Consider the following 21,091-nt stretch of genomic DNA (forward strand, 5'->3'; position numbering starts at 1 on the left):
CATGGTACTGAATCCGGCTAAGTGATTGATATCAAACAGGAAAGGAGTTCCTGATATGCGTTTCAAAATCATGGTATTCGCAGCCCGTGGGTGGGTCGGAAAATGCTGACCGATACCAAACTGCGCACCCTCAAGCCGCAGGACAAGCTGTACAAGGTGCCCGACCGCGACGGGCTGTATGTCGCCGTGACGCCGGCCGGCGCCGTCTCCTTCCGCTACAACTACTCGATCAACGGACGCCAGGAAACGGTGACGTTCGGGCGGCATGGCCGCGGGGGGATCACCCTGGCTGAGGCGCGCGAGCGTTTGCACGAGGCCAAGCGCCTCATTGCGGCAGGGAAATCGCCGGCCAAGGAAAAGGCAAAGGCCAAGACCAAGGAAAAGGACGCGGAAACGTTCGGGGGGTGGGCCGAGAAGTGGCTGCGTGGCCACCAGATGGCGGAATCCACGCGGGACATGCGGCGGTCGGTGTACGAGCGCGAGCTCAAGCCGAAGTTTGCCAACCGCAAGATGAAGGAAATCACGGATGACGACCTGCGCCGGCTGACCGATACCATCGTGGCGCGCGGGGCCCCGGCCACGGCGGTGCATGTGCGGGAAGTGGTGATGTGGGTGTATAGATGGGCGAACGAACGCGGCGAGCGCGTCGAGAACCCGGCAGATCTGGTGCGTCCAAGCGCCATTGCCAAGTTCAGCCCCAAGGACCGATCCCTCTCACCCGAGGAAATCGGCCTGATGTATGAATACCTGGACCGCGTGGGCACGGGTCCATCGTTTCGGGTCGCGTGCAAGCTGCTGCTGCTGACCCTCGTGAGAAAAAGCGAGTTGACGGAGGCCACCTGGGACGAGGTGAACTTCACAGAGGCGGTGTGGACCATCCCCAAGGAGCGCATGAAGCGCGCCAGGCCGCACAACGTCTACCTGTCCCAGCAGGCTTTGGATTACTTCATCGCCCTGAAAACCTTTGCGGGCGGCTCGCGCTACGTGCTGCCCGGGCGGTACGACAGTGATTTGCCCATGTCCAAGGCCACGCTGAATCAGGTGCTGACGCTGACCTACACGCACGCTCAGAAAGACGGCAAGCCGCTGGGCAAGTTCGGGCCCCACGACCTGCGGCGCACGGCTAGCACCCTGCTGCACGAGGCCAACTACAACACCGATTGGATCGAGAAGTGTCTGGCCCACGAGCAGAAGGGGGTGCGCGCCGTGTACAACAAGGCGGAGTACGCTGAACAGCGGCGCGCAATGCTCCAGGACTGGGCTGACATGGTGGATGGGTGGACCATCAAGCGGCCTGGCGCTCATCCTGGTTGAGGCAAGGTGGGCGCATGGGTTTGTTCGCCGACTCGCGGCGCGTGCGCATCCATGCCTCCACTTCGTTCAGGTCCCAGGCCACGTTGCGTGCGGTCAGCGTGATGCGCTTGGGGAAGGCGCCGCGCTTTTCCAGGTTATAGATTGTCCGGTCGCTGAGCGGCACCTTTGCCAGCAGCTGCTTGCGGTTGATGTAGGTGGTCATGGTGTGTCTTCCTGTTGTGCGGCTGGCTTGATCGACGCGGCAACCCAGTCGCGCATGCGCTGCCAGCGGCGGCGGCCAACCACTGCAGGGTCAATGTCTACGCGCACGTTTCGTCGGTGGCTTTCCCAGCGTCGCATGGGGCCGCAGATTTCAATCCATGCCCAGTTATAGGTGTCGATCATTTCGTCGTTCTCGTAGACTATTTCGCGCACCATGGCTGGGGCAAGGTCGAACATCCCGGCGACCGCATCCCAATCCTCTGGATCGACGGCTGCCATGTCCAGGCCACGCGCCGCGCCCAACACGCCCAGAGTGCAGAACTCGCCATCGGCAGTGACCAGAGACTCGCCGATCAATACCTTCTCTGGCATGGCGTCTAGCGCTGCCAGCGTCTCGCGCAATGCAGCCTGACCGCGCTTTCCGTTGATCGCGCTGTTGACGGCTGCGCGCCACCGCCCCATGGCCAGCGGATCGTCGTCGCCGTAGTCGTCGGTGTATCCGCTGCGGCTCATGCTGCACCCCCTGTCCGCGCAGCATCCTCCTGTACGCCGCTGTCCACCTGGGCAGCTGGATCGGCATGACGCACAAACCGATTCACCATTTCGCCCAGCGATGCACGGAAATGCTCCATTCCGCCTTCTGGGAAAGAAATGCCGTGCTTGACCATGGCGCGCTGGAGCGCCTTGCAGTCGATCACGTCGGCCTGCTCCGCAAGATGCTCGCGCCACGGGTCAGGCGCCGCCCCGGCTGGTGCTTGCTGTGCCGCCTGGGGCGAGTGTGTCAAGCCAGTGCCGTCACATTCTCGACATGGGCCATCTAGCGTATCGCCGTCAGGGCCGCGTGACTTATCAAAGTAACCTTCGGGGTCTTCACCACTCCCGCTGCAACGCTTGCATTCGTCAGCCACCTCGGGCTGGGCTGGTGCTTGCCCATGGGATGCGCGCAGGGCGTCGGCGCGTCCATCATTCACGCCTGCGGCATAGCCAGCTACCCAGTCATCCGACCTTTCAGACAATGTGGGCGTCGCAGCGCAAGGTCCATCGTGGCCGTGTGCGCGTGTGCAAAGCCATCCAGACGGGGCCTTGTCGCAAGGACCGCCGAACGCTTGCCCATGGGATGCGACGAAAGGGCTGGTGATGTAGCCGTGGGTGACGCCGTAGGTTAGGGCGTCGAAGACGAACTGGATGGCTTTCCGCGCGCCGCCGCAGGGTAGTCCGCTACCCGGACAAACGCCGTTCTCGTCGGCGCAGTCGCGGCACTTGCCGCCGTAGCGAGCAACGTAGTCGATATGCGCCTTGGTGAGGTTCAGCGCAGGCACGGCGGCGGGCGCTGCCGTGAGTGCTGCGCCCATCAGCGGCCCCCCCACCCCACCCGCGCCGATTGCTGCCAGCTGGGCATCCATGTCGACGATGTGGGCGTGCTGGCTGCGAAGTAGGGCCGCAGCGGCCTTGTAGGGCGCGCGCGGGTACGCTGGGAAGTCGGCAGCAGCCTCAATTTCATCGGCGATGAGCAGTGCGTCGTGTTTTGTCGTGTTCGTCATGGTTGTTCTTCCTCATCAGGTGGTGAGAATTCCCATTTGCAGGGAGTCACTGGGCGATCTGCTGCACCCCACTGGCTGGCCAGCCATCCGGCGCACAGCTTCGGGATGCCGTCTGGGCAGCGGTGGACGTGACAGGAGAAGGGCGTTTGCTCCAGCACTGCCTTGGTGACGTCTGCCATGGTTTGCAGGCAGCCGTTGGGCACCGTCCCGGGGCGGAAGGCGCAGGACTTGCAGCGCTCATCGGGCTCGCCCTGGGCAGCGAGATGCGCAATGACGGGCTCTACAAAGCGCACCCACTGCGCACCGATGGCTCGGCCTTCGGGCGTCACACGGCAGTGGTCTTTTGTGTGGTCCATATCTTCCAATCAAAAGTGGCGCCCGCGCTTAATAGGCAAGCGCTAGTAGCTATAAATTAGATAGCACAAAACCGCAGCGCTTCGTCGCGCGCCTGGTTCAACTCAGCCATCTTGGCGGGGTCGCCACCGCGGTCCGGGTGGTGCACGGCCGCCAGCCTGCGGTAGGCCTTGCGCACGTCATCAGCGGTGGGCTCTGGCATATCCATCAGGTCGAGCACAACCTGCCAGTCGCGGCCCGTGGCGGGCGCCGGCAGGGCGGCGAACCCGGTGAATGCCCGCTCCATCACCACCGCGCCGCCGTGGCGCTCAATGGCACGCATGGCCTCGATGGTGGCTGCCAGGGCGGCGATGTTTTGCTCGACCCGGGTGTACTGGTCGATTGCCATGCTGCGCGGCTGGCCGTTGTATGGGTCGCGCCAGTACACCGCGGCGCCCGGGTCGCTTGGGGCTGCTTGCCCGGAGCGCGGCAGGCCGTCAAGGCGCAGCACCAGGTTCGTGCTCAGGATGATGTCGGCGTGCGGGGCGCCCATGCGCGCCAGCTCATTGAGCAGCCTCGTCGTCGCCTGTGAAACAGGCAGTTCGCTGCTGTGGCTCTTCCATCCGCCCGGCGTGGTCTTGGCCACACCGAATCGGCCGTGCGTGCGCTGGCCCTGAGGCGTGCGCTTCCAGCCCGTGGGCCAGGTCAAGGGGTAGGCTGTGATAGTCATAAATTTCCCTGGAATGAGCCTCCAGCGCTTATCGGTTAAGCGCTGGCGGCTATAAATTTGGGAGCGATATCAATCCCAAGCGCGCGGTGCACATCAGCCGTGCTCATGCCAGCCGTGGTGGCCAGCAGGTTGTCGAGCTCCAGCGCCCCAGCCGCAAGGCTCAGGGTGTGCAGCTGCGGCATCAACCGGTCGATGGCCTGGAGCCCGGCGATGACCGCGCCGCGTTGGCGCTCCAGCTCTGCGGGCGTCCCGGCTATGTCGGCCAGCGCGTTCGCTGTGCCGGCCAGGATGCGTCCCTCTGGTGTCTCGCCCAGGCCATGCACCCCGGCCGCGTGGCACACGATGTAAACCAGCCGGCCGGCCATGCTGGCGATGCGCGCGGCGTCATCGCCCAGGTAGGCCTGCAGGCCGGTGTCCGTGCGCAGGCGCTGGATGTCTGCCTCGATGCGCGAGCGGATCACCGCCTCGGTCACTGGGTTGATGACCTCGTGGCGGTCACTGGGTGGCTTGATGCCGCGGCGCTCGTTGCGCCCTTGCAGGCGGCGCAGTTCGCGGGCGGAGGGGAGGGATGGAAACGGTGATGCCATTTGAGGCCCTTAATTTCCGCAGGGGAGGGCGCCGCCAACGGGCGTACCGTCCGGGTTGATGGGGTGCAAGCGGCCGCAGCCGATGCAACGCTTCGGTTCTGGCTTGGGCTGTTGTGGTGTGGGCTGTTGGGTCATGGGAAAAAAAAAGCCCGCTGTTTGCGGGCTTTGTGAGAGATACCATCGGTCCAAACAAGGAGGGAATCGATGGATGTGAATCAGACGGTTGGGACACTTGCTGATGCTGCGAGTGCAGCGCAGCCGCCGCAGGAATACTGTTTTCTCTGGATCGACTGGTGGGCCACCTGCATGAGTAAGGCTGAGTGGTCGGGATGGATGCAAGCGGTGTTCAGCGTCGTCGCCATTCTGGCGTCAGCGCTGATCGTCAGATATCAGATGAGGCATCAAGAACTAATGGTCAAGCGGTCGGCAATAAGCAGAATCCGCACCTTCATTGCATTTTTGTCGAGCTACGCAGACAGATTCGTGAATGTCCAAGATTTCAACGAAATCGAAATGAAGCGACAGGCAGCTTTGCTGAATGAGCAAATCACTTTGGCAGCCACTATCCCCGCTGAACTCTTGAAAATCGAGTGGATTGGCGCGTTTGAAGGCGCACGCGCAATCGCTGTTCAATTTAAAGTGTTAGCTGATGCGGTAGCGGCGAATCCATCGTTCGGTCCGCAATCCAGAGCTGTTGCGCAACAATTGGCTGAAAAACTTAAGGGAGCGGAGGCTACGGTGACGAAAGATCACCCTGGCGTACGGGTAAAGCGTTAGAGCGCGCCCGCCGTCACGTTCCCAGCCGCGTCGACCGCCAGGCTCCTCGGGCAGAGCACGCCGGGCTCCTGCTCGCCGCCCAGTGCTTCAATCAGATCGGGGATCAGCTTGCACAGCTCGCCGGTGGCGATGGCCACGTCAGCGTCAAACCCGCCTTCGTCGGCCTTGGCGTCCTCGAAAACCGTGTCCAGGAACTGCAGCTTGCGCAGCTGCAGGCCCTCGGTCAGCACGAACGAAACCCGGTCATCCCAGGTCAGCGCCAGGCGCGTGGGCAGCTTGCCGGCATCGATGTGCGCCTGTACTTCCTCGATGTCGAGCGGGTGGCGGGCGTAGCGCACCACGGCCTTTTCCTCGCTGGCGCTGCGCAGCTCGCACTCGCGGTCGGTGGTGAACCCCACGGGCGGCTCCTGCTCTTTCAGCCAGTGCGCCATGCAAGCCTGCGGGCTCGTCTGGGTGTTGAGCAGCGACACCGACAGACCGGGCAGGCTCTCCACCAGCAGCGTCACGATTTCATCGGCACGGCCCTGGCTGCTGGCGTCGATCACCAGCGTGCGCGCGGTTGGGTCGATCCACACCCAGGTGCTGGCCTGCTTGGTGAAGGCCATGGGCAGCAGGTCCAGTTTGGCCTCGTCCTTGAGCTCCTTCGTCTCTTTGCGCCCGGGCTTGCGGCCTGTTTCCTGCTCAATGCGGGCAGCCTTTTCGGCCACCTTGCGCGCCAACACGGTGGCCGGGATGGTCTTGGACTCGGTCATGAATCGCAAGATCCACTGGCCGCCGACGGACTCGGCCAGGGCGCCATGGTCTTCACCGCGAGGGGGCACCCAGCCGCAGGACTTCTCCTGCGTGGCGCCGCACTCGGTGAATGGGGCCGCGGCCAGGGCCTGCTCGATGGCGGCCAGGTCGGCGGGCCACAAGGGAGAAATGCGGTAGGTGATGAGGTTCTTGAACATGCTCACTCCAGAGAGCCCGCGCGCGCTGGCGGGCGGTGGATATAGGGATTAGGCTTACTTGCCGGGTGCGTCTGCGCTTGGGGTGAACTTCTCAAACGGCAGTGGCCTGATGCGCTGGCCGAAGAAAATCCCCTTGGAGTCAGCGGCCATGAACTCGGCATGCAGCTCGGGCGAAACACCGGGGTAGTGATAGATCGCGCCGGCGCCGCGGGCGAAGCAAACGGCCAGCGTCTGGGTGGCGGCGTCGTAGCCGATCGCGCCAATCTGGTTGGACTGCACGGGCGTCAGCGGGATAGGGGTGTAGGGCTTTGCTTTGGGCGCCGCCGCCGTTGCTGTGTTGGTTGTGTCCATGGGGAGTTCTTTGAGATGGTCGGGGAAAAAGCCAGCGTGATGCGGGCTGAGGATGTGAAGCAGGGCGGGCACTCAGTCGTACTGCGCTTCAGCTACGCTGCTCACGTCGTCGTCGTCGCAGTCGATTTCGAGCCGGGTGCGGCCCACGTACATCGCCATCAGCGTTGCCTTGAAGCTGCCGACCACATCGGGGCGTGACTTCGGGGTCACGTCCTTGCCGTCCAGGCGCAGGGCGTACACCTCGCCGTCCTTGTTCACGGCAATGCGGTAGTCGGCGCTGTACTTCATGTCCTCGCGGTCGCGGGTCTTGGACCCATAGCTGCTGCGCTCCGGGTGCTCGTCCTCATCCAAGTACAGGTGGCCGCCCCCGTAGGGCGATGGCTCCCAGTAGGCATAGAACGCTTCGTGCTGTTCCTTGTGGAGGCCTTCGCGAGCATCCTTGATGAAGTCGGACAGCTTCACCACTGCGGGCACGTCCGGCATCACGTCGCGCACTATCTTGTCGATCGCTGTTTGAACCGTGGCCGCGTTGGCGTCGTGCACATGCCTGGTGACAGCCAGGTTCAGCACCTGCTGGAACTTGGCCACATCGTCGGCGCTCAGGCCGTGGGGCAGGGCCTCGGTCAGCTGCGCGGCCACGGTCTTGCGAAACTCGCTGTTGTAGCCGGTGGCATCGCCAATGGCTGATTTCAGGGCTTCGCCAATCGCCTTGTCGATGAGTGGCTGCAGGCGCTCGGCGGCGCAGGCCTGCGCAATGATTCCGGGCAGGTCGAGGGTGATGCTGATATTCATGATGTGTCCACAAAAAAGCCACCTCGGCGGGTGGCTGTTGAAAGGGGGGCGTGCACAGCGCGCACGCGCGGGTGTAGGGCTTGTTGTCAGTGATTCACGTTCTGCGCAATAGCATCGGCCCACGGGGTGCCGGACTCCACCAGCTCTGCGACGCGCCAGCGTCCCAGTGCCGTCATAGTCGGGTGCGTATGCAGGCAGCAGTCCGCAGCGATCTCAAATGATTCGGCTCCCCGCATGCAAACGGGGCATTGCATGGGCTGATAGTCGGAAGCGGCAGACACCAACTCAGGACAGCAGCTCTCCGCGTCATCCTCATCGAAATGCACCTGATTGCAGGCGCCGCACTTCCATTTCTCCAGTGGCGGGCAGCACTCAGCGGCGTCGTCTTCAAAGTCGTGCGTCGCGTAACAGCCCTGGCACTCGTACGCCTTCGAAACGGCTCCGGACCCACCTGGTGTGCTGGGTTGGATCTTGTTTGGCCCCACAGCATTCAATGCCACAAGGCGCGTGAAAAAGTCGGCCGATGCCATAGGAGCCTCCTCAAATCACGCTGCGGCCTTGGCCTGCACGCCCTCGATGTGCCGCACCAGCGCGGCCAGGATCAAGGGAAAGTCAGCCTCGTGGAACAAGCAGGACCGGCGCTCGGTGGCGGCTGGCTCGAAGCCCAGGCCCTTCAAGAACTCGGCCGTCAGCGCGAACCCAAGGCGATCAGCGATGGTGCCCAGCTTGAGCGTCGGCGTTCCGGTGCGCTCTGCTGCCGCTGCCGGTGGCGCTGTGCGCATGGGCACCACGTTGGCGACCGGGGTTGCTACGTATTCAATAGCTACTTGCGCTTGCTGGGTAAGCGCTGGAGCCTGGTTTTGCTGCAAACCTGGGGCCGGTGCTGCTGCCTGCGCCTCGCGCTGGAGCTTCGCCGCTTCCTCTGCCCGGATGGCTGCGAGGCGCGTGTTCTCGGCGGCCTGGCGCTGGGCGATCACTGCAGCCAGGTCGTCGGGCGCCTTGAGCACCAGCGCTGTCGTATCCGGCACCACCAGCCCGCTGGCGTCAAGGGCCTTGAGGTTTGCATGGATGCGCGTGGCGATCTCGTTGGCGGCGATCTTGGCCCGGGCCAGCTCGTCGTTCACGGCGCCGCGCAGGCTGTCCACGGTGCGCTTGTTCTTCAAAGCGCTGGCGAAGTCCGCGGGCACGGCCGGCATGTAGTTCACCGGCATGGCCGCATTTAGCTGGGCGATGTGCTCAGCCAACTCGCGTTGACCGCGGTGCACCTCGGCGAGCTTGATGCTGTCCTTTTGCGCCTTCACCAGCTTTTCCAGGGCCAGGCCCTTGGCATCGAACGCGGCGGCAATGTCGCGCACGGTGTTCAGGGCGGTGTTGATGTCGCCCATGTGGCCCATGGCCTGCTCGATGGCCAGCTCCAGCTTGTCGGCAGAGTCCCGGCAAAACTTCGCGTCGGCATCTGCGTCGGCAAAGTCCTGGTCGGTGGCCAGCTCGGTGTTGATGGCGGCAATGTAGGCCAGCGCGGCTGGTTTGTATTCGTCCAGGTTGCAAGCCACCAGCTTGCCCTCTACGCGCATGTCGAACACCACTGGCAGGCTGCCTACTGTCTTTGGCACCACGGGGGCGGGCTGGGCCTCGGGCGGCACCCATGCGGCCACGTCCGCAGCAAACTGCTTCCACCCGGCGATCAGCTGCGCGCGGCGCTCGGGCTTCGACTCGTACCACAGCGGGTGCGTGCCTTCTGGCGTGCCGTCGCTGGTGGTGAACAGGGCGCGCGATGCGCCACTGACCAGAAGCTGGTGCTCCAGCTGCAGCCAGTAGTGCGGCTCCAGGTCGCCTGCCTGCACCTGTTGCAGCAGGGACTGATTCAGCAGCTTGTTTTCCCAGATCAGGTCGTCCAGCACGTCGATGCCGTCAAAGCTAGCCAGCAGCGCCATGCCCTCGACCTCGCGTGTGGCCACCACGGGGTAAAACTCAGTGCCTGCAATACCCTCAGCAATCGGGCGGGCCAGCGCCTCGGCGTCGTGGCCAGCGTCAAAGATGCGCTGCTTGGCTGCGCCGACTTCCTCGGTGATGCCGGTTGCCTTCTGGCGCAGCAGCTCGTCGCGGGTCGTGTACTTGGACAGGCCAAGGGCTGCGGCTGCTTCCGAGGCGCAAAAATGTTTGGCCCGTGCTGCGTGCCAGGGTGCGCTACCCTGCGGAGCGTTTTCTAGAGGGGTGTACATGGAAAATCCTATGAAAATTGGCTGCCAGCGCTTATCGGTAAAGCGCTGCTAGCTATCAATTGAGTAGCGGAATTCGCTGGCTATTCGGCTTCGAGTGCGAACTTGCGTTCTTCAAAGTACTGGGCCAGCCGGGCGCGGGCCTCTGGGTCTGCAACCTCTCCGATCAGGTCGGCCGCCTCGTACAGCGCATCGAGGGTGGTGGCGTTGTGCATCCGATCGCCCAGCGTCTTTTCGGCCATGGGCTCGGGCTCGCCCTTGGGCTGCACATCGGTGACGGGATCGGCCTGTGGCGCTGGCTGCTCGATGGGTGCGCGAATGGCAGCCTCCTGCTCGGGCGTTATCGTCCCCTTCGTTTTGATCTTCTTGATCACGCTGTCAGGTGTCGCCTTCCGGTCCGCGATGGCCGCGCGCCAGGTGGGCAGCAGCTGGGCGAACTGCTCAGGGGTGTAGGCGGGCTGCTGCTCTTGAGCCTGGGCCTCCACGCGCACCGCGTCGCCCATATGGATTTCCGAGGGTGTGTCCTGCACTTCCTCAGCCACCGGCATACCGCGCAGCACGTCGGGGAAAACGTCACGCAGGGCGAAGGCCCGGGCGCGCATCTGGCGCATGCGCTTGGGGTACTGCGACCAGGGCCCTTGCTTGCCAGCCAACCCGGCCTGCTTGGCGTCGTCCATGCTGAACGTCACCACCTGCTCGGGCTCTCCCCGGCGCTTGGCGCGGCAGGTGGCCGTGTGGCCGTCGTCGGACTCCTGCACGTATTCGCACAAGGGGCTGCTGCGCACCAGGGCGATCACAGCGTCGCCCCACAGGGCAGCGCGGCCATTCACCACTGCGATGTTGGACAGGGCCTGCAGTGGCTTGAGACCCAGCTCGGAACCCCACTGCATGGCGATCAGGCAGTTGCCGGGCTTGCCCTTGAAGTCCTTGGGTACCAGGTCGGACTCGGCCAGCATGTGGCTGAATTTCATCGCCTGCTCGAAGGTCTGCGGGCTGAGGTCGAAGCCCATGCCGCGCGGGGCCAGGGCGTTGTTTTCAGTGGTCGTGATTGCGGTCATGTGGTCCTCGGTGTCAGATGAAGGGTTGAGCGACCCAAGCCATGTAGAAGGCGAGGGCGGCGGAAGTGGCCAGGAGCCAGGCGGTGAAGGCGAGGGCGGCTTTCATGGGAGCCTCCGGAAGGAAACGACCCACACCCAGGGGTTGGCGGCCCAGGACTCCGCACCGTTGATCGCGCCCCACAAGGAGTGGTAGGAGTTCTGCGGGATGGCTACGCTTGGTGTCCAGCCGTTGCTTGGGTCGTAGTTACGCCAGAGGCGCGTGTCTGGTACGGCGCACGGCATCTGCTCAATGCCTTCTGCAATCGCATCGGCTTCGCTGATGGCCTGCAGGCGCTCAACGCGCACGCTGGTGATTTCCAGCGTGATGCGGCTGGCCGCTCGTGGCATGAAGATCGCGGGGCGCTTCCAGTACATCGGCTTTGGGTCCGAGCGGCGCTTGATGAATGCTTGTGTGTCACTCACGCCGTCGGCGGCGTAGAGGTAGCTGTTGCCAGATTCGGCGGTCATATCCACAAAGTGCCACTCATCGCGTTTTTTCGTTGCGCTGAAACGCTTCTCCCAACGACCCCAGGCAAAGAAGGTTTCGCGGACCACGAGGCGGTTGCCGGGTGCCCCGTACGGGCAGCGTGCATCAGGGTTCCCGTTCAAGCCGGGATCGGCGATCACTGCGGCGGCAGGCTGCCAACCCATGAACCCAGTCCAGAGTTCTGGGCCGTCTGCCCCAGCCCGCACAACAGTTTGATCACGCATCGCCCGTCGCGTCATGGTCTTCGGACCAGGCGGTAGCGCGCGCACCATGGGCGCCGTGAACAGGATTCCGGTTTCTTTCATGGCTGCACCCCACGCGCCACCAGCCCAGCAGCTGCATCGGCGCGCGCACGGCGCTCTGCAGTCCACTGCTCAGGGCTCTCTTGCTGGGCCTGGGCCAGCGCATCGCGCAAGCTGGCGGCCGTGGCTTCTTCGGCCTGGGTGTCGTCGCAACCCGTGAGCACCGCAGCGGCCAGCGCCAGCACGACAAGCATCCAGCCGGTGCGGATGAGGGCATAAAAAAACCGCCGGTGAAGGGGCGGTTTGTATTTGTGGATCGCCACCGCCTGGGTGGCATCACACCCGAAGGCCTCAACCAGGGTGCGTTTGTAGCGGTAGGTGAGGGGGTCATTCATGACAGTTCCCCGATGTTGGCAAGGTGCTGCTGCTGGTCCTGCAGCGCGCGGTGCTCGCGTCGCTCGTTCTCCGCCTTCAGGCGAGCCTGCGAGGCGGCCATGGCCTCCCGCTCGGCACGGGTGAGCGGGCGAAATGGCTGCAGCGCCTGCTGCAGGTTCGGGTCTACGGCATCCATGTGGCTCTCCTTGTGGTGGAATAAAAAAAGCCCCAGCGAGTGGGGCGAACCCTGCGCGGGCAGGGGAGGGAGGAATCCGCAGCGCACTGAGGCAATGCGCTCTGGATTCGCCCGTTGCTTTCCGAGCTGTCAGCCTTGCGGCGGGGATTTGCTTTTCTTGGCAACCCTGTTCGCCTCACCCTGTTAGCCCGTGTACCGCGCTTCGGCGGACTGGGACCGGCTGGGATGCCGCGCAGAGCTTCGGCCCATGCCCGAAGGTGCTCATGTGCCGGACGAAGGCTCCGCAGGCGGGGCCAGCAACATCGGCAGTTGACGGTTTTAAGGATCGGGCCCAGCGTCTCCGCCTGGCGCTGACCGGTCATTGCCTGTCAGTGCCTGTAGTTTAGCGATGCTAAATTAGCAAGTCAACAGCATTGCTAAATTTTTTCGAGTGCAGAGTTTTAGCAGACGAAAAAAAACCGCCCAGATGGCGGTCTTGGTTGAGGTAGCTCTTCAAGAGCAAGGGCTTGAATTCACTGGGTGGACTGCCTCGCCTCAATGGCAGTGGTAACCGCCAGTTTTGTGATCCCTGTGGCAGCCGGATTTATCGGTGCCGCCTGAATGCGCCTGCGCGAGGCCTGCCGCCAGCATGATGGCGATGGCGAAGATGGTTTTCATGGAACTCCCTCTCGATGGACGACGTAGGGCCAGGCCGTCCTGCTGGCTTTCAATCTTCCGACTTCCCGGGCCGGATCACCTGACTTACCACTCGCGCAGCCACCCATGCAGGAAGAAGCATCCCTGCACCGAGGAGATAAGCAAATGACATTGCCTCCCACCCGCAGGCTTGCTGACGAACGCAGGTCGTGCCTGACACTATGGTCACGAGGCTGATGAGCCAAAAGCAAACGCCGACCCAGACACCAGCTTTGCTCATATGCGCATGCTCTGTTTGTGCACCACTTCCCCGATCAGGCGACTGTGCTCATCGCACAACTTCCTTGGGTAGCGCTGCTGGTTTGGGTTATCTGAGGAAAGCCACCACTGGCCGCCGTCGCGGATCAGCCGTTTGATGACCATCTCACCTTCATAGTTGACCGCGAAAACGATCCCATCCTTGGGCTGGGTGCTCTTGGTGTTCACTACGACCGTGTCACCGTCATAGAGACCGGGCTCCATGGATCCATTCGCCACGCGCACGGCGAATAGGTGGCCCGGCTCGAAGCCGTTGTCGGTGTACCACTTGCGCTGAAACACCATGGGTGCGCCATCGCTGTCCCGGTATTCGACTCCGAACCCTGACGCTCCAGCGGAGAGCTTGAACTCGACGCGGCGTATCGCCGGGTACTCGGGGTTGTTCTCAAGGTCGATCGGAGCGGGGGTGGTGCCGTCGTCGATATATGAACCCTCGGGGATGGGTAGAACCGAGTTGATTTGGAGCGCGAGTCGTGGGCTGAAGGCCTCGACTGGTACGCCCAGACCGCGAGCGTAGGCGACAGCTGCTTTGAGGCTGATTGGCCGATGCCCGCTCAAGTGCTGCGACACCATGGACGGCCCGCCCGGGACGCCGAAATCTCGGGCGAACTGGGCCTTGCTGCGAGCACCAAGCAGGAGTGCAAGACGTGCGCCTTCTTCTTGAGCTATTTGGTCAGTGGACATGTAGCGATGCTATAGATTTGCTTATTTAGCATGGCTTGCGTTTTGTCGTTAGCAATGCTAAAGTTTTGGCATGACCTATCAACATGCCATCAAGCTGGCCTGCGACAAAGTCGGTAGCCAGGCAGTGCTTGCAAAAGCTATCGACGTTGCCCCCGCCATCGTTCATCAGTGGCGCGGGGGACTCCGTCCTGTTCCGGTTCAGCATTGCCTTGCGATTGAACGCGCGACGGAGGGTGCTGTCACACGGCGCGACCTGCGCCCCGACGACTGGCATTTGATCTGGCCCGAGCTGGGCGCGGCGGCCGAAGCCAAGGAGGCCGCATGAACCTCGTCGCGTGCATCACGATGACCAGCCGCGAGATCGCGGAGCTGACCGGAAAAGAGCATTTCCATGTCATGCGCGACGTGCGCATGCTCCAGGCACAACTCGGCGACCTGTTCGGGGGGGCAATCCAAAACTGGAGACACCCCCAAAACGGGCAGAGCTACGAGGAGTTTGCCCTTGAAAAGGACACCTGCCTGACGCTGCTGCTGGGCTACGACGCTGTAGCACGCATGAAAGTGGTCAAGCGTTGGCAGCAGTTGGAAGCTGCCGCAGCCCCTTCGCTCAATATGCGTGATCCCCGCCAGATGGCCATGGCTGCCCTGCAGTTGATTGAGGTCAATCAGGAACTGCAGGCCACGATTGAGCAGCAGCAGGCGGCTCTGGTGCAAGCCGCCCCCAAGGTTGAATTCGTCGATCGCTACGTGCACGCAGAAGGCCTGAAAGGCTTTCGCGAGGTCTGCAAGCTGCTCAAGGCCAATGAAGCTCGGTTTCGCGAGTTCGTGTTGTGCCGAAAGATCATGTACCGGCTCGGGGGCACGCTCACCGCGCATCAGCAGCACATAGATGCCGGGCGTTTCGAGGTTCGCACAGGCATCGCCGAAGTGAACGAGCACGCCTACACCACAACCAAATTCACCCCGAAGGGGATTGACTGGATCGCGGGTGAATGGGCTCGTCATCAGCTGCGCCAGGACTCCAACGTTCAGGAGGTCGCTCATGCATGACGCAGACTCGATGATGTCACGCAGCGGGCGCACGGATGCAGGTGGCAAGCTCACGGCCCGCTTTGACATCCCGGTGACTGAGGAATTGAACGAGGCGGCCATTGCCATGGCGACGCTGCGCGGCGTCCCGAAGGCGGAGTTCCTGCGCCTGGTGATTGAACGTGCGATGTTTGGTGAGCTGGCCATGTTGCGAAGGATGGCAGGGACTGACGTTCAAAGCCATCGGACGAATCACGGGGGAAGTGCCGAATGACCTCTGCGGCATGGATGGCTGACCAGCTGCAGCGCGCAGCTGACGGGCGCCGGGCCATGGCACTTACGGTCCCCCGCTACAACCCCAGGCCGGCCGGCGTGATCCGTGAAGGGTCAGCGACCGACGCCGTGCTCCAGGCGCTTAACCAGCGCTCAGGCTCATGGTTGACCCATGCCCAGCTGCTGGTGCTCACGCAGCGCAGCACCAAGGCGGTGTGCTGGGCCCTGCTGTATTTGAGAGCCCAGGGCATGGTGGAGTCCGCGCCTGACGACAGCCGCAACGCACGGTACCAGCGGTATCGGCTGGCGAAGGATGGGGCGTGACCATGGACAAGAAAACGGACGCTTGGATGCCGCTGTGGATCGGCGCTTACCTTGCGGACACGCAGCGACTTACTCGCGACCAGCACGGCGGCTACCTGCTGCTGCTGATGGCGTACTGGCGAGAGGGTGGGCCCCTTGCGGATGACGACGAAGAACTTGCAGCCATCGTCAAGGCAACCCCCAAGGAGTGGGCCCAGCTGCGCCCGCGCATGGCCAAGTTCTTCACCGTGGCGGATGGCGTATGGACGCAAAAGCGCATGCAGCAGGAATTGGCGGGCGCCAAGGAACGGTCCGAGAAGTCTTCGAGCAAGGCGCAAAAGGCTGCGCAAGCACGCTGGGGGCAAGCCGCAAAGAATGCTCCAAGCATTCCCCCTGGCAATGCTCCCGGCAATGCTCCAAGCATTCCACAAGCAGTGCACGAGGATTGCCCTACACCATCACCTTCTTCACTACGTTCAGAAACACCCTCTATCGAGGGTGTGGCGCGTACACGCGAAGCCGAGGCCTGCATCGCGATGCGGCAAGCAGGGATGCAGGCGGTTAACCCCTCAAGCCCGAAGCTTCGAGCTCTGCTGGACGCAGGCATCACGGTCGCTGAGCTCGTCGAGGCCACTGCCGATGCGGTGGCCAAGGGGAAACCGTTTGCCTATGCCCTTGCATCCGCCGAGGGACGCCGCAGGGATGCTGCGACAGCGCCCATGCCACCTGCCCGCGCGGCCACCAACCAGCACAAGCACGCCGCTGCTGCGGCAACGATCTACGAGGGGGTGTGGAATGCTGCATGACGTTGGATCGATGGTGGACGGCGCCCTGGAACGGGCGCTCTCCGCTGCTCAACCCACCCCAGCCCAGGCCAATCCGCTGCAGGTGAGCCCCACGGTGCGCAAGCTGTTCATGCTGCTGCACGGGTCGTACGGCAGCCTGTTCCTGACCAAGTTTTCGACGGGCGAGAGGGATGCCGAGGGGCGCGACAAGGGCATCCGAGCAGCGATGAAGGTGTGGGACGCGAAGTTGTCCAATTTCGCCCCCGAGGTGGTGGAAACCGCTGCCGATCGGCTGGCTGCTGCACACCCCGAGTTCCCGCCGAACCTGCCGCAGTTTGAGGCGCTCTGCGTGTCCGTGGCGCCGCGCAAGACCTACGCCCAAGAAGCCGGGTTGCCGCGCTTGCCAGCTCCGGCGCCAGCTGCTCCCATCGAGGTGAGTTTCGAGTTGCGCGGCGATGGAAAGGACTGGGCTCGCCGCATCCTGGCGCGTGAGAAGGCAGGCGACAAGATTCGCCCCTACACCCTGCAGTCCGCTCGTTTGGCGCTGGGAATTGAGGGGCGGCAATCATGGCAATGAGCAAAGTGACGGCGGATTGTGCCAACCAGCAGGACAGTCAACGATTGGGCAAGGTGCCTGTAGATGCCAGACGAGATTGCAGAAGTCCCAGCACGTGCGAGCCCCAGTCCATGCGATGCGTGCCTGGCTGCGGCATCGAACCCACGAAGCGGGCGGTACCAGATGCGGTGCTTGGCTTGCTGTACGCGGCTGGTGCTGTCTGCGCACCCGAGCAAGCCGCAGGCTGCCGCAATGCTGGAGAGCATCGGCCGGTTCGAGGGGAGCCCTGGCCGGGCCGAAATATTGGCGTGCGTGGCCCAGATGCTGACGAAACCCCGCTGAGCGCGGCCGAGGTGCAGGCCGGAGTGATGTGCGGGGAGTTCGACAGCTGGCCCATGGAGCAGCGCTGGCTGCGCGCAGGGGCATGGGAGCGCAGGACGACTGGCCTGCTGGCCGCGCCTGCTTTCTGGGATGCCCTGCTGTGAAGTGGCGCTGCGCGATCTGCGGCCGCGTCACGCCGCAGCCTGCTGTGATGCTGGGTGCTGAGCCCATCGGCCCGAAATGCGCGCGCCGCGCGGGGTTGCTCAAGCTGGCCAAGCGCCCCGGCTCACGCCTGTCGACCGGCAAGCGGCATGCCCCACAACGCGACCCGAAAACCCGCGACCTGTTCGAGGGCCTCGCCGCATGAGCACGAAAGCCCTGCGCCTGACGCCCGCCGAGCTGGTGAACCTGCAGGCTCGAATCTCTGGAACCCGCCCCCTGACCGAGATGCGGGACGCGCCGGCCGAGCGCGCCAGGCGCGACCAGAAGTACGGCAACACCAAGGTGGAGGACGGCGGGCTCAAGTTCGACAGCAAGGCCGAGCACAAGCGGTGGCAGTACCTGGCCATGCTGGAGCGCGCTGGCGAGATCCGCGAGCTGCGCATGCAGGTGCCGTTTCAACTGATCCCTGCCCAGGTGTCGCCCAGCGGCAAGAAGGAGCGGCCGACGGTGTACCTGGCCGACTTTGTGTACCAGACGAAACAGGGGGGCCGCGTGGTCGAGGACGTGAAGGGGGCAGTGACGCCCGAATTCAGGCTGAAACGCAAGCTCATGCTGCATGTGCATGGCATTGAAGTGAAAGAGGTGAGATCGTGAAAGTGGTGCTCTACACACAGGACATGGAACCCATCACCGTGTTTGATTTGCCCATGCGGGCATTGGAGTTGGGCGGCGCATTGCGTTACGTGGATGTCGCAGTCGTTGAGGAAATCAGCCTCAGCCCCCCTGGGCGTGTGGCGGCAATGCACGAGCCCACCATGCACAAGGTAACTCTTGAGTTCCACAAGCTGCGGATGCCGGGCGGGGTTGAAAGCTGGATTGTCACGACGCGCGACGAGGCGCTGGCGCTGCGCTTGCGCCCGAGCTGGCTTCCCGGACAGCGCGGGGCGATCAACCAATACGAGCAGCGTATCCGCACCCTGTCGGAAGGCTTGCTGGCTGCTCTTTCGGGACCGTCACGAGGGGAGCGCTGATGGCTGTCAAACCCGAGCGAGGCCTGACCCCGGCCCGCGAGCGCTTCGCCCAGCTGGTGGGCTCTGGCATCAATCAGGCCGAGGCCTATCGCCAGTGCTACCCATCCTCCGCAACCTGGAAGCCGGTGAGCGTGCACCAGAAGGCCAGCCACCTGGCGGCCCAACCTATTGTGGCTGCCCGCATTGCCGAGGTCCAGGCCGGGGCTGCTGAGCGCGCGGAGCTGGACGGGGCGGAGATCCTTAAAGAGATCAAGCGCCTGGCGCTGTCCGACATCGGCGGGATCATGCACGAGGACGGCAAGCGCGTGAAGCTGCCCCACGAGCTGGACCCGGCCACGCGCGCCGCGGTCGCCAGCTTCAAGATCGACGAGTACGGCCGCATTGAATACAAGTTCTGGGACAAGAATGCCGCGCTGGAGAAGGCAGCCAAGATCAAGGGCCTGTACGAGGTGGACAACAAGCAGAAGGCCGACGCCCTGGGCGAGCTGCTGCAGGGCCTGTCGGGCAACGTGATGGGCCCGGCCCCCGGCGCCGAGTCCCCTGCGATGCACTTCCCTGACGACGATGGGGACCAGCATGGCGAATGAAAACCCCTTTGTGCACGAGACGCGCGCCGCCAATGCCATCGCCGCCAGCCTGCGCCCTGGGCGCGCCCCGCTGTCGGCCCCGAAGTCTCGCAAGGCCCAGGGCCTGACGCCCAGGCAGGGCGAGGTGCTTGCGTACCTGCACGAGTTCTTCGCCGACAACGACCAGATACCGCCCGTGTCGGCCGTGGGCAAGCGCTTCGGGATACGCCCGGGCGCCGCGCAATGGCACATGGATCAGTTGCTGCACCACGGAGCCATTGAGAGAAACACCGTTGGCCGCTGGCGCTTCGCGCGCCGCGGCGAAATCACACACGCGACCCCATGACCAAGCGCATCTACATTGCCGGCCCCATGTCCGGGCTGCCTGCCCTGAACTATCCCGCCTTCCACGCGATGGCGCTGGACCTGCGTGCCCAGGGCTACCACGTCGAGAACCCCGCGGAGAACCCTGAGCCGCATTGCAGGAGCTGGCTGGGATACATGCGCCTGGCCGTGGCCCAGCTGTCGAGCTGTGATGCTGTGCTGCTGCTGCCAGGGTGGTCGAGGTCCAAGGGCGCGTGCATTGAGCACCAGCTCGCCGTGGGGCTCGGGCTGGAGATCATTGAGGCTTCCCGCGCATGAGCGCACGCGTCGCGCTGACCCCCGAGGTGCTGGCCGCCAACCTGGACGACCCGGTTTGGCGGCTTTCCAACCTGTACAAGATCATCACCAAGGGCGACGGCGACGACGATGAGGGGCTGGTGGTGCCGTTCCGCCCGAACCGGGCGCAGCGCCGCCTGTTGGCCAGGCTCTGGCACCGCAACATCATCTTGAAGGCGCGCCAGCTGGGCTTTACTACCTTGATCGCCATCCTGTGGCTGGATACCGCGCTGTTCTCCAAAGAGCCCATCCGCTGCGGGATCATTGCCCAGGACAAAGACACGGCAGAAGAGATCTTCCGCGACAAGGTGCGCTTTGCCTACGACCAGCTGCCCGAGGCGCTGCGCGAGCGCATGCCCCTGAAATCGGCCACGACCAAGCAGCTGGTGTGGGCCCACAACGGGAGCAGCATCAAGGTGGCCACCAGCGTACGGGGCGGCACCTTCCACCGGCTGCACGTCTCCGAGTTCGGGAAGATCTGCGCGAAGACGCCCGACAAGGCGAAGGAGGTCGTAACCGGCTCCATCCCGGCCGTGCCCAAGTCGGGTGTGCTAGTGATCGAGTCGACCGCCGAGGGTCAAGAGGGCCCGTTCTATGCCATGACGGAGCGCGCCCAGGCTGTGCAGGAGCAGGGCAGAGCGCTCACACAAAAGGACTACGCCTTCCACTTCTTTGCCTGGTGGGAGGCGCCTGAGTACGTGCTGCCGGAAGATGCCGAAGTGGTGCTGACCGAGGCGCACCACGACTATTTCAACCGGTTGGAGGGCCAGATTGGGCGCACGCTGAGCCTGGGCCGGCGCAAGTGGTACGTGGCCACCATGGAAGCGGACTTTGGCGGCGACGCGCCGCTGATGTGGCAGGAGTACCCGAGCACGCCCAAGGAAGCGTTCCAGGTGAGCACCGAGGGCTGCTACTACGCCGCCCAGCTGTCGCTTGCGCGCAAGCAGGGCCGGGTGGTGCACACGATCCCGCGTGAAGCGGTGCCGGTCAATACCTTCTGGGACATCGGCCGCGGTGACATGACGACGATCTGGCTGCACCAGCGTGTGGGCTTGCAAAACCGCTTCATCGGATACTACGAGGCGAGCGGGGAAGACCTGGACCATTTCGCAGCCTGGCTGCAAAAGCTGGGCTACACCTACGGCAAGCACTACCTGCCGCACGACGCCAACGCCCGGCGCATCGGCATGAATCCCGACACGAGCCGCACGATCAAGGAAATGCTCGAAACCCTGATGCCGGGCCAATTCTTCGAGATCGTGCCAGTGGTCAGCAACATCACGGCGGGCATTCAGGCCACGCGCAACGTGTTCGCGTCCTGCTACTTTGACGAAACAGCGTGCGCCCAGGGCTTGAAGCGCTTGGGCGGGTATCGCAAGGAGTGGGACAAGAACCGCGGATGCTGGCGGGCGACCCCCTTACACGACGACAACAGCCACGCATCGGACGCTTTCCGGCAGTTTGGCCAGGAGGCCGACGGCGGCAATCAGTTCCCGAACGGGGGTTCTTCCGCCATGGCCGCGCGCAGCCAGCGGACGGGTCGGCGCAGGGCCAGCGGGATGACTGCCTGACGCA

The 21,091-nt window shown here is 63.8% G+C and carries 33 protein-coding genes; 16 read left to right on the forward strand and 17 right to left on the reverse strand.

Translation table 11 applies throughout. The features are described from left to right. Positions 1 to 102 precede the first annotated feature (102 nt). The gene (locus tag ACSQ3O_RS09640; RefSeq protein ID WP_436138676.1) at positions 103 to 1,314 is read left to right on the forward strand and encodes a tyrosine-type recombinase/integrase; all 1,212 of its coding nucleotides are present in this window, start codon (positions 103 to 105) and stop codon (positions 1,312 to 1,314) included. Here ACSQ3O_RS09640 and ACSQ3O_RS09645 read toward each other — a convergent pair. From ACSQ3O_RS09645 to ACSQ3O_RS09670, 6 genes are read right to left on the reverse strand one after another with little or no spacing between them, the layout of a single operon-like run. Beyond that, entirely contained in the window at positions 1,286 to 1,516 is a 231-nt protein-coding gene (locus tag ACSQ3O_RS09645; RefSeq protein ID WP_436138677.1) for a helix-turn-helix transcriptional regulator, read from the reverse strand. The genes ACSQ3O_RS09640 and ACSQ3O_RS09645 overlap by 29 nt on opposite strands. Next, complete coding sequence (locus ACSQ3O_RS09650; protein WP_436138678.1) at positions 1,513 to 2,028, reverse strand: hypothetical protein; 516 nt, start codon at positions 2,026 to 2,028, stop codon at positions 1,513 to 1,515. Before ACSQ3O_RS09650 ends, ACSQ3O_RS09645 begins: the two co-directional genes overlap by 4 nt. Then, positions 2,025 to 3,056 carry a hypothetical protein gene (locus tag ACSQ3O_RS09655; RefSeq protein ID WP_436138679.1) on the reverse strand — a complete coding sequence of 344 codons (1,032 nt, stop codon included), beginning with the start codon at positions 3,054 to 3,056 and terminating at the stop codon, positions 2,025 to 2,027. The genes ACSQ3O_RS09650 and ACSQ3O_RS09655 overlap by 4 nt, the downstream gene beginning before the upstream one ends. After that, on the reverse strand, positions 3,053 to 3,412 hold the full coding sequence (locus ACSQ3O_RS09660) for a hypothetical protein (protein ID WP_436138680.1): 360 nt from the start codon (positions 3,410 to 3,412) through the stop codon (positions 3,053 to 3,055). The genes ACSQ3O_RS09655 and ACSQ3O_RS09660 overlap by 4 nt, the downstream gene beginning before the upstream one ends. Before the next feature lie 56 nt (positions 3,413 to 3,468). After that, on the reverse strand, positions 3,469 to 4,119 hold the full coding sequence (locus ACSQ3O_RS09665) for a hypothetical protein (protein WP_436138681.1): 651 nt from the start codon (positions 4,117 to 4,119) through the stop codon (positions 3,469 to 3,471). Positions 4,120 to 4,154: 35 nt separating this feature from the next. Further along, complete coding sequence (locus ACSQ3O_RS09670; protein WP_436138682.1) at positions 4,155 to 4,706, reverse strand: hypothetical protein; 552 nt, start codon at positions 4,704 to 4,706, stop codon at positions 4,155 to 4,157. A 204-nt stretch (positions 4,707 to 4,910) separates the two neighbouring features. On the opposite strand from ACSQ3O_RS09670, the gene ACSQ3O_RS09675 reads away from it, so the two are divergent. Next, positions 4,911 to 5,483 (forward strand): hypothetical protein, encoded by a 573-nt coding sequence (locus ACSQ3O_RS09675; protein WP_436138683.1) that lies wholly within the window; start codon positions 4,911 to 4,913, stop codon positions 5,481 to 5,483. Here ACSQ3O_RS09675 and ACSQ3O_RS09680 read toward each other — a convergent pair. The 11 genes from ACSQ3O_RS09680 to ACSQ3O_RS09730 all read right to left on the reverse strand — a co-directional run bounded on the left by ACSQ3O_RS09680 (position 5,480) and on the right by ACSQ3O_RS09730 (position 13,830). Continuing rightward, complete coding sequence (locus tag ACSQ3O_RS09680) at positions 5,480 to 6,433, reverse strand: recombination-associated protein RdgC (RefSeq protein ID WP_436138684.1); 954 nt, start codon at positions 6,431 to 6,433, stop codon at positions 5,480 to 5,482. The two genes, ACSQ3O_RS09675 and ACSQ3O_RS09680, sit on opposite strands and share 4 nt — an antisense overlap. A gap of 54 nt (positions 6,434 to 6,487) precedes the next feature. After that, positions 6,488 to 6,784 (reverse strand): KTSC domain-containing protein, encoded by a 297-nt coding sequence (locus ACSQ3O_RS09685; protein ID WP_436138685.1) that lies wholly within the window; start codon positions 6,782 to 6,784, stop codon positions 6,488 to 6,490. A 72-nt stretch (positions 6,785 to 6,856) separates the two neighbouring features. Then, positions 6,857 to 7,576 (reverse strand): hypothetical protein, encoded by a 720-nt coding sequence (locus tag ACSQ3O_RS09690; RefSeq protein ID WP_436138686.1) that lies wholly within the window; start codon positions 7,574 to 7,576, stop codon positions 6,857 to 6,859. 86 nt (positions 7,577 to 7,662) lie between these two features. Further along, a complete protein-coding gene (locus ACSQ3O_RS09695; RefSeq protein ID WP_436138687.1) occupies positions 7,663 to 8,106 on the reverse strand; it encodes a hypothetical protein in 444 nt (147 codons plus the stop codon). Between the two features lie 15 nt (positions 8,107 to 8,121). Next, positions 8,122 to 9,798, reverse strand: a complete 1,677-nt coding sequence (locus ACSQ3O_RS09700) for a YqaJ viral recombinase family protein (RefSeq protein ID WP_436138688.1) — start codon at positions 9,796 to 9,798, stop codon at positions 8,122 to 8,124. A gap of 80 nt (positions 9,799 to 9,878) precedes the next feature. Beyond that, entirely contained in the window at positions 9,879 to 10,853 is a 975-nt protein-coding gene (locus ACSQ3O_RS09705) for a recombinase RecT (RefSeq protein WP_436138689.1), read from the reverse strand. Between the two features lie 102 nt (positions 10,854 to 10,955). After that, positions 10,956 to 11,684 (reverse strand): hypothetical protein, encoded by a 729-nt coding sequence (locus ACSQ3O_RS09710; protein ID WP_436138690.1) that lies wholly within the window; start codon positions 11,682 to 11,684, stop codon positions 10,956 to 10,958. Next, positions 11,681 to 12,016 (reverse strand): hypothetical protein, encoded by a 336-nt coding sequence (locus ACSQ3O_RS09715; RefSeq protein ID WP_436138691.1) that lies wholly within the window; start codon positions 12,014 to 12,016, stop codon positions 11,681 to 11,683. The genes ACSQ3O_RS09710 and ACSQ3O_RS09715 overlap by 4 nt, the downstream gene beginning before the upstream one ends. After that, on the reverse strand, positions 12,013 to 12,192 hold the full coding sequence (locus ACSQ3O_RS09720; RefSeq protein WP_436138692.1) for a hypothetical protein: 180 nt from the start codon (positions 12,190 to 12,192) through the stop codon (positions 12,013 to 12,015). The genes ACSQ3O_RS09715 and ACSQ3O_RS09720 overlap by 4 nt, the downstream gene beginning before the upstream one ends. Before the next feature lie 534 nt (positions 12,193 to 12,726). Then, positions 12,727 to 12,849 carry a YHYH domain-containing protein gene (locus ACSQ3O_RS09725; RefSeq protein ID WP_436138693.1) on the reverse strand — a complete coding sequence of 41 codons (123 nt, stop codon included), beginning with the start codon at positions 12,847 to 12,849 and terminating at the stop codon, positions 12,727 to 12,729. Positions 12,850 to 13,104: 255 nt separating this feature from the next. Further along, positions 13,105 to 13,830 (reverse strand): S24 family peptidase, encoded by a 726-nt coding sequence (locus ACSQ3O_RS09730; protein ID WP_436138694.1) that lies wholly within the window; start codon positions 13,828 to 13,830, stop codon positions 13,105 to 13,107. A gap of 70 nt (positions 13,831 to 13,900) precedes the next feature. On the opposite strand from ACSQ3O_RS09730, the gene ACSQ3O_RS09735 reads away from it, so the two are divergent. The 14 genes from ACSQ3O_RS09735 (at position 13,901) to ACSQ3O_RS09800 (ending at position 21,087) form a co-directional block, all read left to right on the forward strand. Then, on the forward strand, positions 13,901 to 14,155 hold the full coding sequence (locus tag ACSQ3O_RS09735) for a transcriptional regulator (protein ID WP_436138695.1): 255 nt from the start codon (positions 13,901 to 13,903) through the stop codon (positions 14,153 to 14,155). Continuing rightward, positions 14,152 to 14,880: a phage antirepressor KilAC domain-containing protein gene (locus ACSQ3O_RS09740; protein ID WP_436138696.1), complete on the forward strand. Its 729-nt coding sequence runs from the start codon at positions 14,152 to 14,154 to the stop codon at positions 14,878 to 14,880. The genes ACSQ3O_RS09735 and ACSQ3O_RS09740 overlap by 4 nt, the downstream gene beginning before the upstream one ends. Then, positions 14,873 to 15,133, forward strand: a complete 261-nt coding sequence (locus tag ACSQ3O_RS09745) for a hypothetical protein (protein ID WP_436138697.1) — start codon at positions 14,873 to 14,875, stop codon at positions 15,131 to 15,133. The genes ACSQ3O_RS09740 and ACSQ3O_RS09745 overlap by 8 nt, the downstream gene beginning before the upstream one ends. A gap of 56 nt (positions 15,134 to 15,189) precedes the next feature. Further along, positions 15,190 to 15,456: a hypothetical protein gene (locus ACSQ3O_RS09750; RefSeq protein ID WP_436138698.1), complete on the forward strand. Its 267-nt coding sequence runs from the start codon at positions 15,190 to 15,192 to the stop codon at positions 15,454 to 15,456. 2 nt (positions 15,457 to 15,458) lie between these two features. Next, positions 15,459 to 16,241: a YdaU family protein gene (locus ACSQ3O_RS09755; RefSeq protein WP_436138699.1), complete on the forward strand. Its 783-nt coding sequence runs from the start codon at positions 15,459 to 15,461 to the stop codon at positions 16,239 to 16,241. After that, on the forward strand, positions 16,231 to 16,797 hold the full coding sequence (locus ACSQ3O_RS09760) for a hypothetical protein (RefSeq protein ID WP_436138700.1): 567 nt from the start codon (positions 16,231 to 16,233) through the stop codon (positions 16,795 to 16,797). Before ACSQ3O_RS09755 ends, ACSQ3O_RS09760 begins: the two co-directional genes overlap by 11 nt. A gap of 287 nt (positions 16,798 to 17,084) precedes the next feature. Next, positions 17,085 to 17,261, forward strand: a complete 177-nt coding sequence (locus ACSQ3O_RS09765) for a hypothetical protein (RefSeq protein WP_436138701.1) — start codon at positions 17,085 to 17,087, stop codon at positions 17,259 to 17,261. Next, the gene (locus ACSQ3O_RS09770) at positions 17,258 to 17,464 is read left to right on the forward strand and encodes a hypothetical protein (RefSeq protein ID WP_436138702.1); all 207 of its coding nucleotides are present in this window, start codon (positions 17,258 to 17,260) and stop codon (positions 17,462 to 17,464) included. Before ACSQ3O_RS09765 ends, ACSQ3O_RS09770 begins: the two co-directional genes overlap by 4 nt. Beyond that, the gene (locus ACSQ3O_RS09775) at positions 17,461 to 17,913 is read left to right on the forward strand and encodes a DUF1064 domain-containing protein (protein ID WP_436138703.1); all 453 of its coding nucleotides are present in this window, start codon (positions 17,461 to 17,463) and stop codon (positions 17,911 to 17,913) included. The genes ACSQ3O_RS09770 and ACSQ3O_RS09775 overlap by 4 nt, the downstream gene beginning before the upstream one ends. Beyond that, a complete protein-coding gene (locus ACSQ3O_RS09780; protein ID WP_436138704.1) occupies positions 17,910 to 18,290 on the forward strand; it encodes a hypothetical protein in 381 nt (126 codons plus the stop codon). The genes ACSQ3O_RS09775 and ACSQ3O_RS09780 overlap by 4 nt, the downstream gene beginning before the upstream one ends. Continuing rightward, entirely contained in the window at positions 18,290 to 18,877 is a 588-nt protein-coding gene (locus ACSQ3O_RS09785) for a terminase small subunit (RefSeq protein WP_436138705.1), read from the forward strand. Before ACSQ3O_RS09780 ends, ACSQ3O_RS09785 begins: the two co-directional genes overlap by 1 nt. Next, positions 18,867 to 19,202 (forward strand): hypothetical protein, encoded by a 336-nt coding sequence (locus tag ACSQ3O_RS09790; RefSeq protein WP_436138706.1) that lies wholly within the window; start codon positions 18,867 to 18,869, stop codon positions 19,200 to 19,202. Before ACSQ3O_RS09785 ends, ACSQ3O_RS09790 begins: the two co-directional genes overlap by 11 nt. Beyond that, positions 19,199 to 19,498 carry a DUF4406 domain-containing protein gene (locus tag ACSQ3O_RS09795; protein WP_436138707.1) on the forward strand — a complete coding sequence of 100 codons (300 nt, stop codon included), beginning with the start codon at positions 19,199 to 19,201 and terminating at the stop codon, positions 19,496 to 19,498. The genes ACSQ3O_RS09790 and ACSQ3O_RS09795 overlap by 4 nt, the downstream gene beginning before the upstream one ends. Then, on the forward strand, positions 19,495 to 21,087 hold the full coding sequence (locus ACSQ3O_RS09800) for a terminase (RefSeq protein WP_436138708.1): 1,593 nt from the start codon (positions 19,495 to 19,497) through the stop codon (positions 21,085 to 21,087). Before ACSQ3O_RS09795 ends, ACSQ3O_RS09800 begins: the two co-directional genes overlap by 4 nt. Positions 21,088 to 21,091 lie beyond the last annotated feature (4 nt).

Source organism: Acidovorax sp. LjRoot74 (genome assembly GCF_964254355.1).
Lineage (GTDB): Bacteria > Pseudomonadota > Gammaproteobacteria > Burkholderiales > Burkholderiaceae_C > Acidovorax.

Excerpts from the sequence above, each read along its gene's own strand:
- ACSQ3O_RS09640 (WP_436138676.1), top strand. The coding sequence starts at position 103 with ATGCTGACCGATACCAAACTGCGCACCCTCAAGCCGCAGGACAAGCTG.
- ACSQ3O_RS09645 (WP_436138677.1), bottom strand. The coding sequence starts at position 1,516 with ATGACCACCTACATCAACCGCAAGCAGCTGCTGGCAAAGGTGCCGCTC.
- ACSQ3O_RS09650 (WP_436138678.1), bottom strand. The coding sequence starts at position 2,028 with ATGAGCCGCAGCGGATACACCGACGACTACGGCGACGACGATCCGCTG.
- ACSQ3O_RS09655 (WP_436138679.1), bottom strand. The coding sequence starts at position 3,056 with ATGACGAACACGACAAAACACGACGCACTGCTCATCGCCGATGAAATT.
- ACSQ3O_RS09660 (WP_436138680.1), bottom strand. The coding sequence starts at position 3,412 with ATGGACCACACAAAAGACCACTGCCGTGTGACGCCCGAAGGCCGAGCC.
- ACSQ3O_RS09665 (WP_436138681.1), bottom strand. The coding sequence starts at position 4,119 with ATGACTATCACAGCCTACCCCTTGACCTGGCCCACGGGCTGGAAGCGC.
- ACSQ3O_RS09670 (WP_436138682.1), bottom strand. The coding sequence starts at position 4,706 with ATGGCATCACCGTTTCCATCCCTCCCCTCCGCCCGCGAACTGCGCCGC.
- ACSQ3O_RS09675 (WP_436138683.1), top strand. The coding sequence starts at position 4,911 with ATGGATGTGAATCAGACGGTTGGGACACTTGCTGATGCTGCGAGTGCA.
- ACSQ3O_RS09680 (WP_436138684.1), bottom strand. The coding sequence starts at position 6,433 with ATGTTCAAGAACCTCATCACCTACCGCATTTCTCCCTTGTGGCCCGCC.
- ACSQ3O_RS09685 (WP_436138685.1), bottom strand. The coding sequence starts at position 6,784 with ATGGACACAACCAACACAGCAACGGCGGCGGCGCCCAAAGCAAAGCCC.
- ACSQ3O_RS09690 (WP_436138686.1), bottom strand. The coding sequence starts at position 7,576 with ATGAATATCAGCATCACCCTCGACCTGCCCGGAATCATTGCGCAGGCC.
- ACSQ3O_RS09695 (WP_436138687.1), bottom strand. The coding sequence starts at position 8,106 with ATGGCATCGGCCGACTTTTTCACGCGCCTTGTGGCATTGAATGCTGTG.
- ACSQ3O_RS09700 (WP_436138688.1), bottom strand. The coding sequence starts at position 9,798 with ATGTACACCCCTCTAGAAAACGCTCCGCAGGGTAGCGCACCCTGGCAC.
- ACSQ3O_RS09705 (WP_436138689.1), bottom strand. The coding sequence starts at position 10,853 with ATGACCGCAATCACGACCACTGAAAACAACGCCCTGGCCCCGCGCGGC.
- ACSQ3O_RS09710 (WP_436138690.1), bottom strand. The coding sequence starts at position 11,684 with ATGAAAGAAACCGGAATCCTGTTCACGGCGCCCATGGTGCGCGCGCTA.
- ACSQ3O_RS09715 (WP_436138691.1), bottom strand. The coding sequence starts at position 12,016 with ATGAATGACCCCCTCACCTACCGCTACAAACGCACCCTGGTTGAGGCC.
- ACSQ3O_RS09720 (WP_436138692.1), bottom strand. The coding sequence starts at position 12,192 with ATGGATGCCGTAGACCCGAACCTGCAGCAGGCGCTGCAGCCATTTCGC.
- ACSQ3O_RS09725 (WP_436138693.1), bottom strand. The coding sequence starts at position 12,849 with ATGAAAACCATCTTCGCCATCGCCATCATGCTGGCGGCAGGCCTCGCG.
- ACSQ3O_RS09730 (WP_436138694.1), bottom strand. The coding sequence starts at position 13,830 with ATGTCCACTGACCAAATAGCTCAAGAAGAAGGCGCACGTCTTGCACTC.
- ACSQ3O_RS09735 (WP_436138695.1), top strand. The coding sequence starts at position 13,901 with ATGACCTATCAACATGCCATCAAGCTGGCCTGCGACAAAGTCGGTAGC.
- ACSQ3O_RS09740 (WP_436138696.1), top strand. The coding sequence starts at position 14,152 with ATGAACCTCGTCGCGTGCATCACGATGACCAGCCGCGAGATCGCGGAG.
- ACSQ3O_RS09745 (WP_436138697.1), top strand. The coding sequence starts at position 14,873 with ATGCATGACGCAGACTCGATGATGTCACGCAGCGGGCGCACGGATGCA.
- ACSQ3O_RS09750 (WP_436138698.1), top strand. The coding sequence starts at position 15,190 with ATGGCACTTACGGTCCCCCGCTACAACCCCAGGCCGGCCGGCGTGATC.
- ACSQ3O_RS09755 (WP_436138699.1), top strand. The coding sequence starts at position 15,459 with ATGGACAAGAAAACGGACGCTTGGATGCCGCTGTGGATCGGCGCTTAC.
- ACSQ3O_RS09760 (WP_436138700.1), top strand. The coding sequence starts at position 16,231 with ATGCTGCATGACGTTGGATCGATGGTGGACGGCGCCCTGGAACGGGCG.
- ACSQ3O_RS09775 (WP_436138703.1), top strand. The coding sequence starts at position 17,461 with ATGAGCACGAAAGCCCTGCGCCTGACGCCCGCCGAGCTGGTGAACCTG.
- ACSQ3O_RS09785 (WP_436138705.1), top strand. The coding sequence starts at position 18,290 with ATGGCTGTCAAACCCGAGCGAGGCCTGACCCCGGCCCGCGAGCGCTTC.
- ACSQ3O_RS09790 (WP_436138706.1), top strand. The coding sequence starts at position 18,867 with ATGGCGAATGAAAACCCCTTTGTGCACGAGACGCGCGCCGCCAATGCC.
- ACSQ3O_RS09795 (WP_436138707.1), top strand. The coding sequence starts at position 19,199 with ATGACCAAGCGCATCTACATTGCCGGCCCCATGTCCGGGCTGCCTGCC.
- ACSQ3O_RS09800 (WP_436138708.1), top strand. The coding sequence starts at position 19,495 with ATGAGCGCACGCGTCGCGCTGACCCCCGAGGTGCTGGCCGCCAACCTG.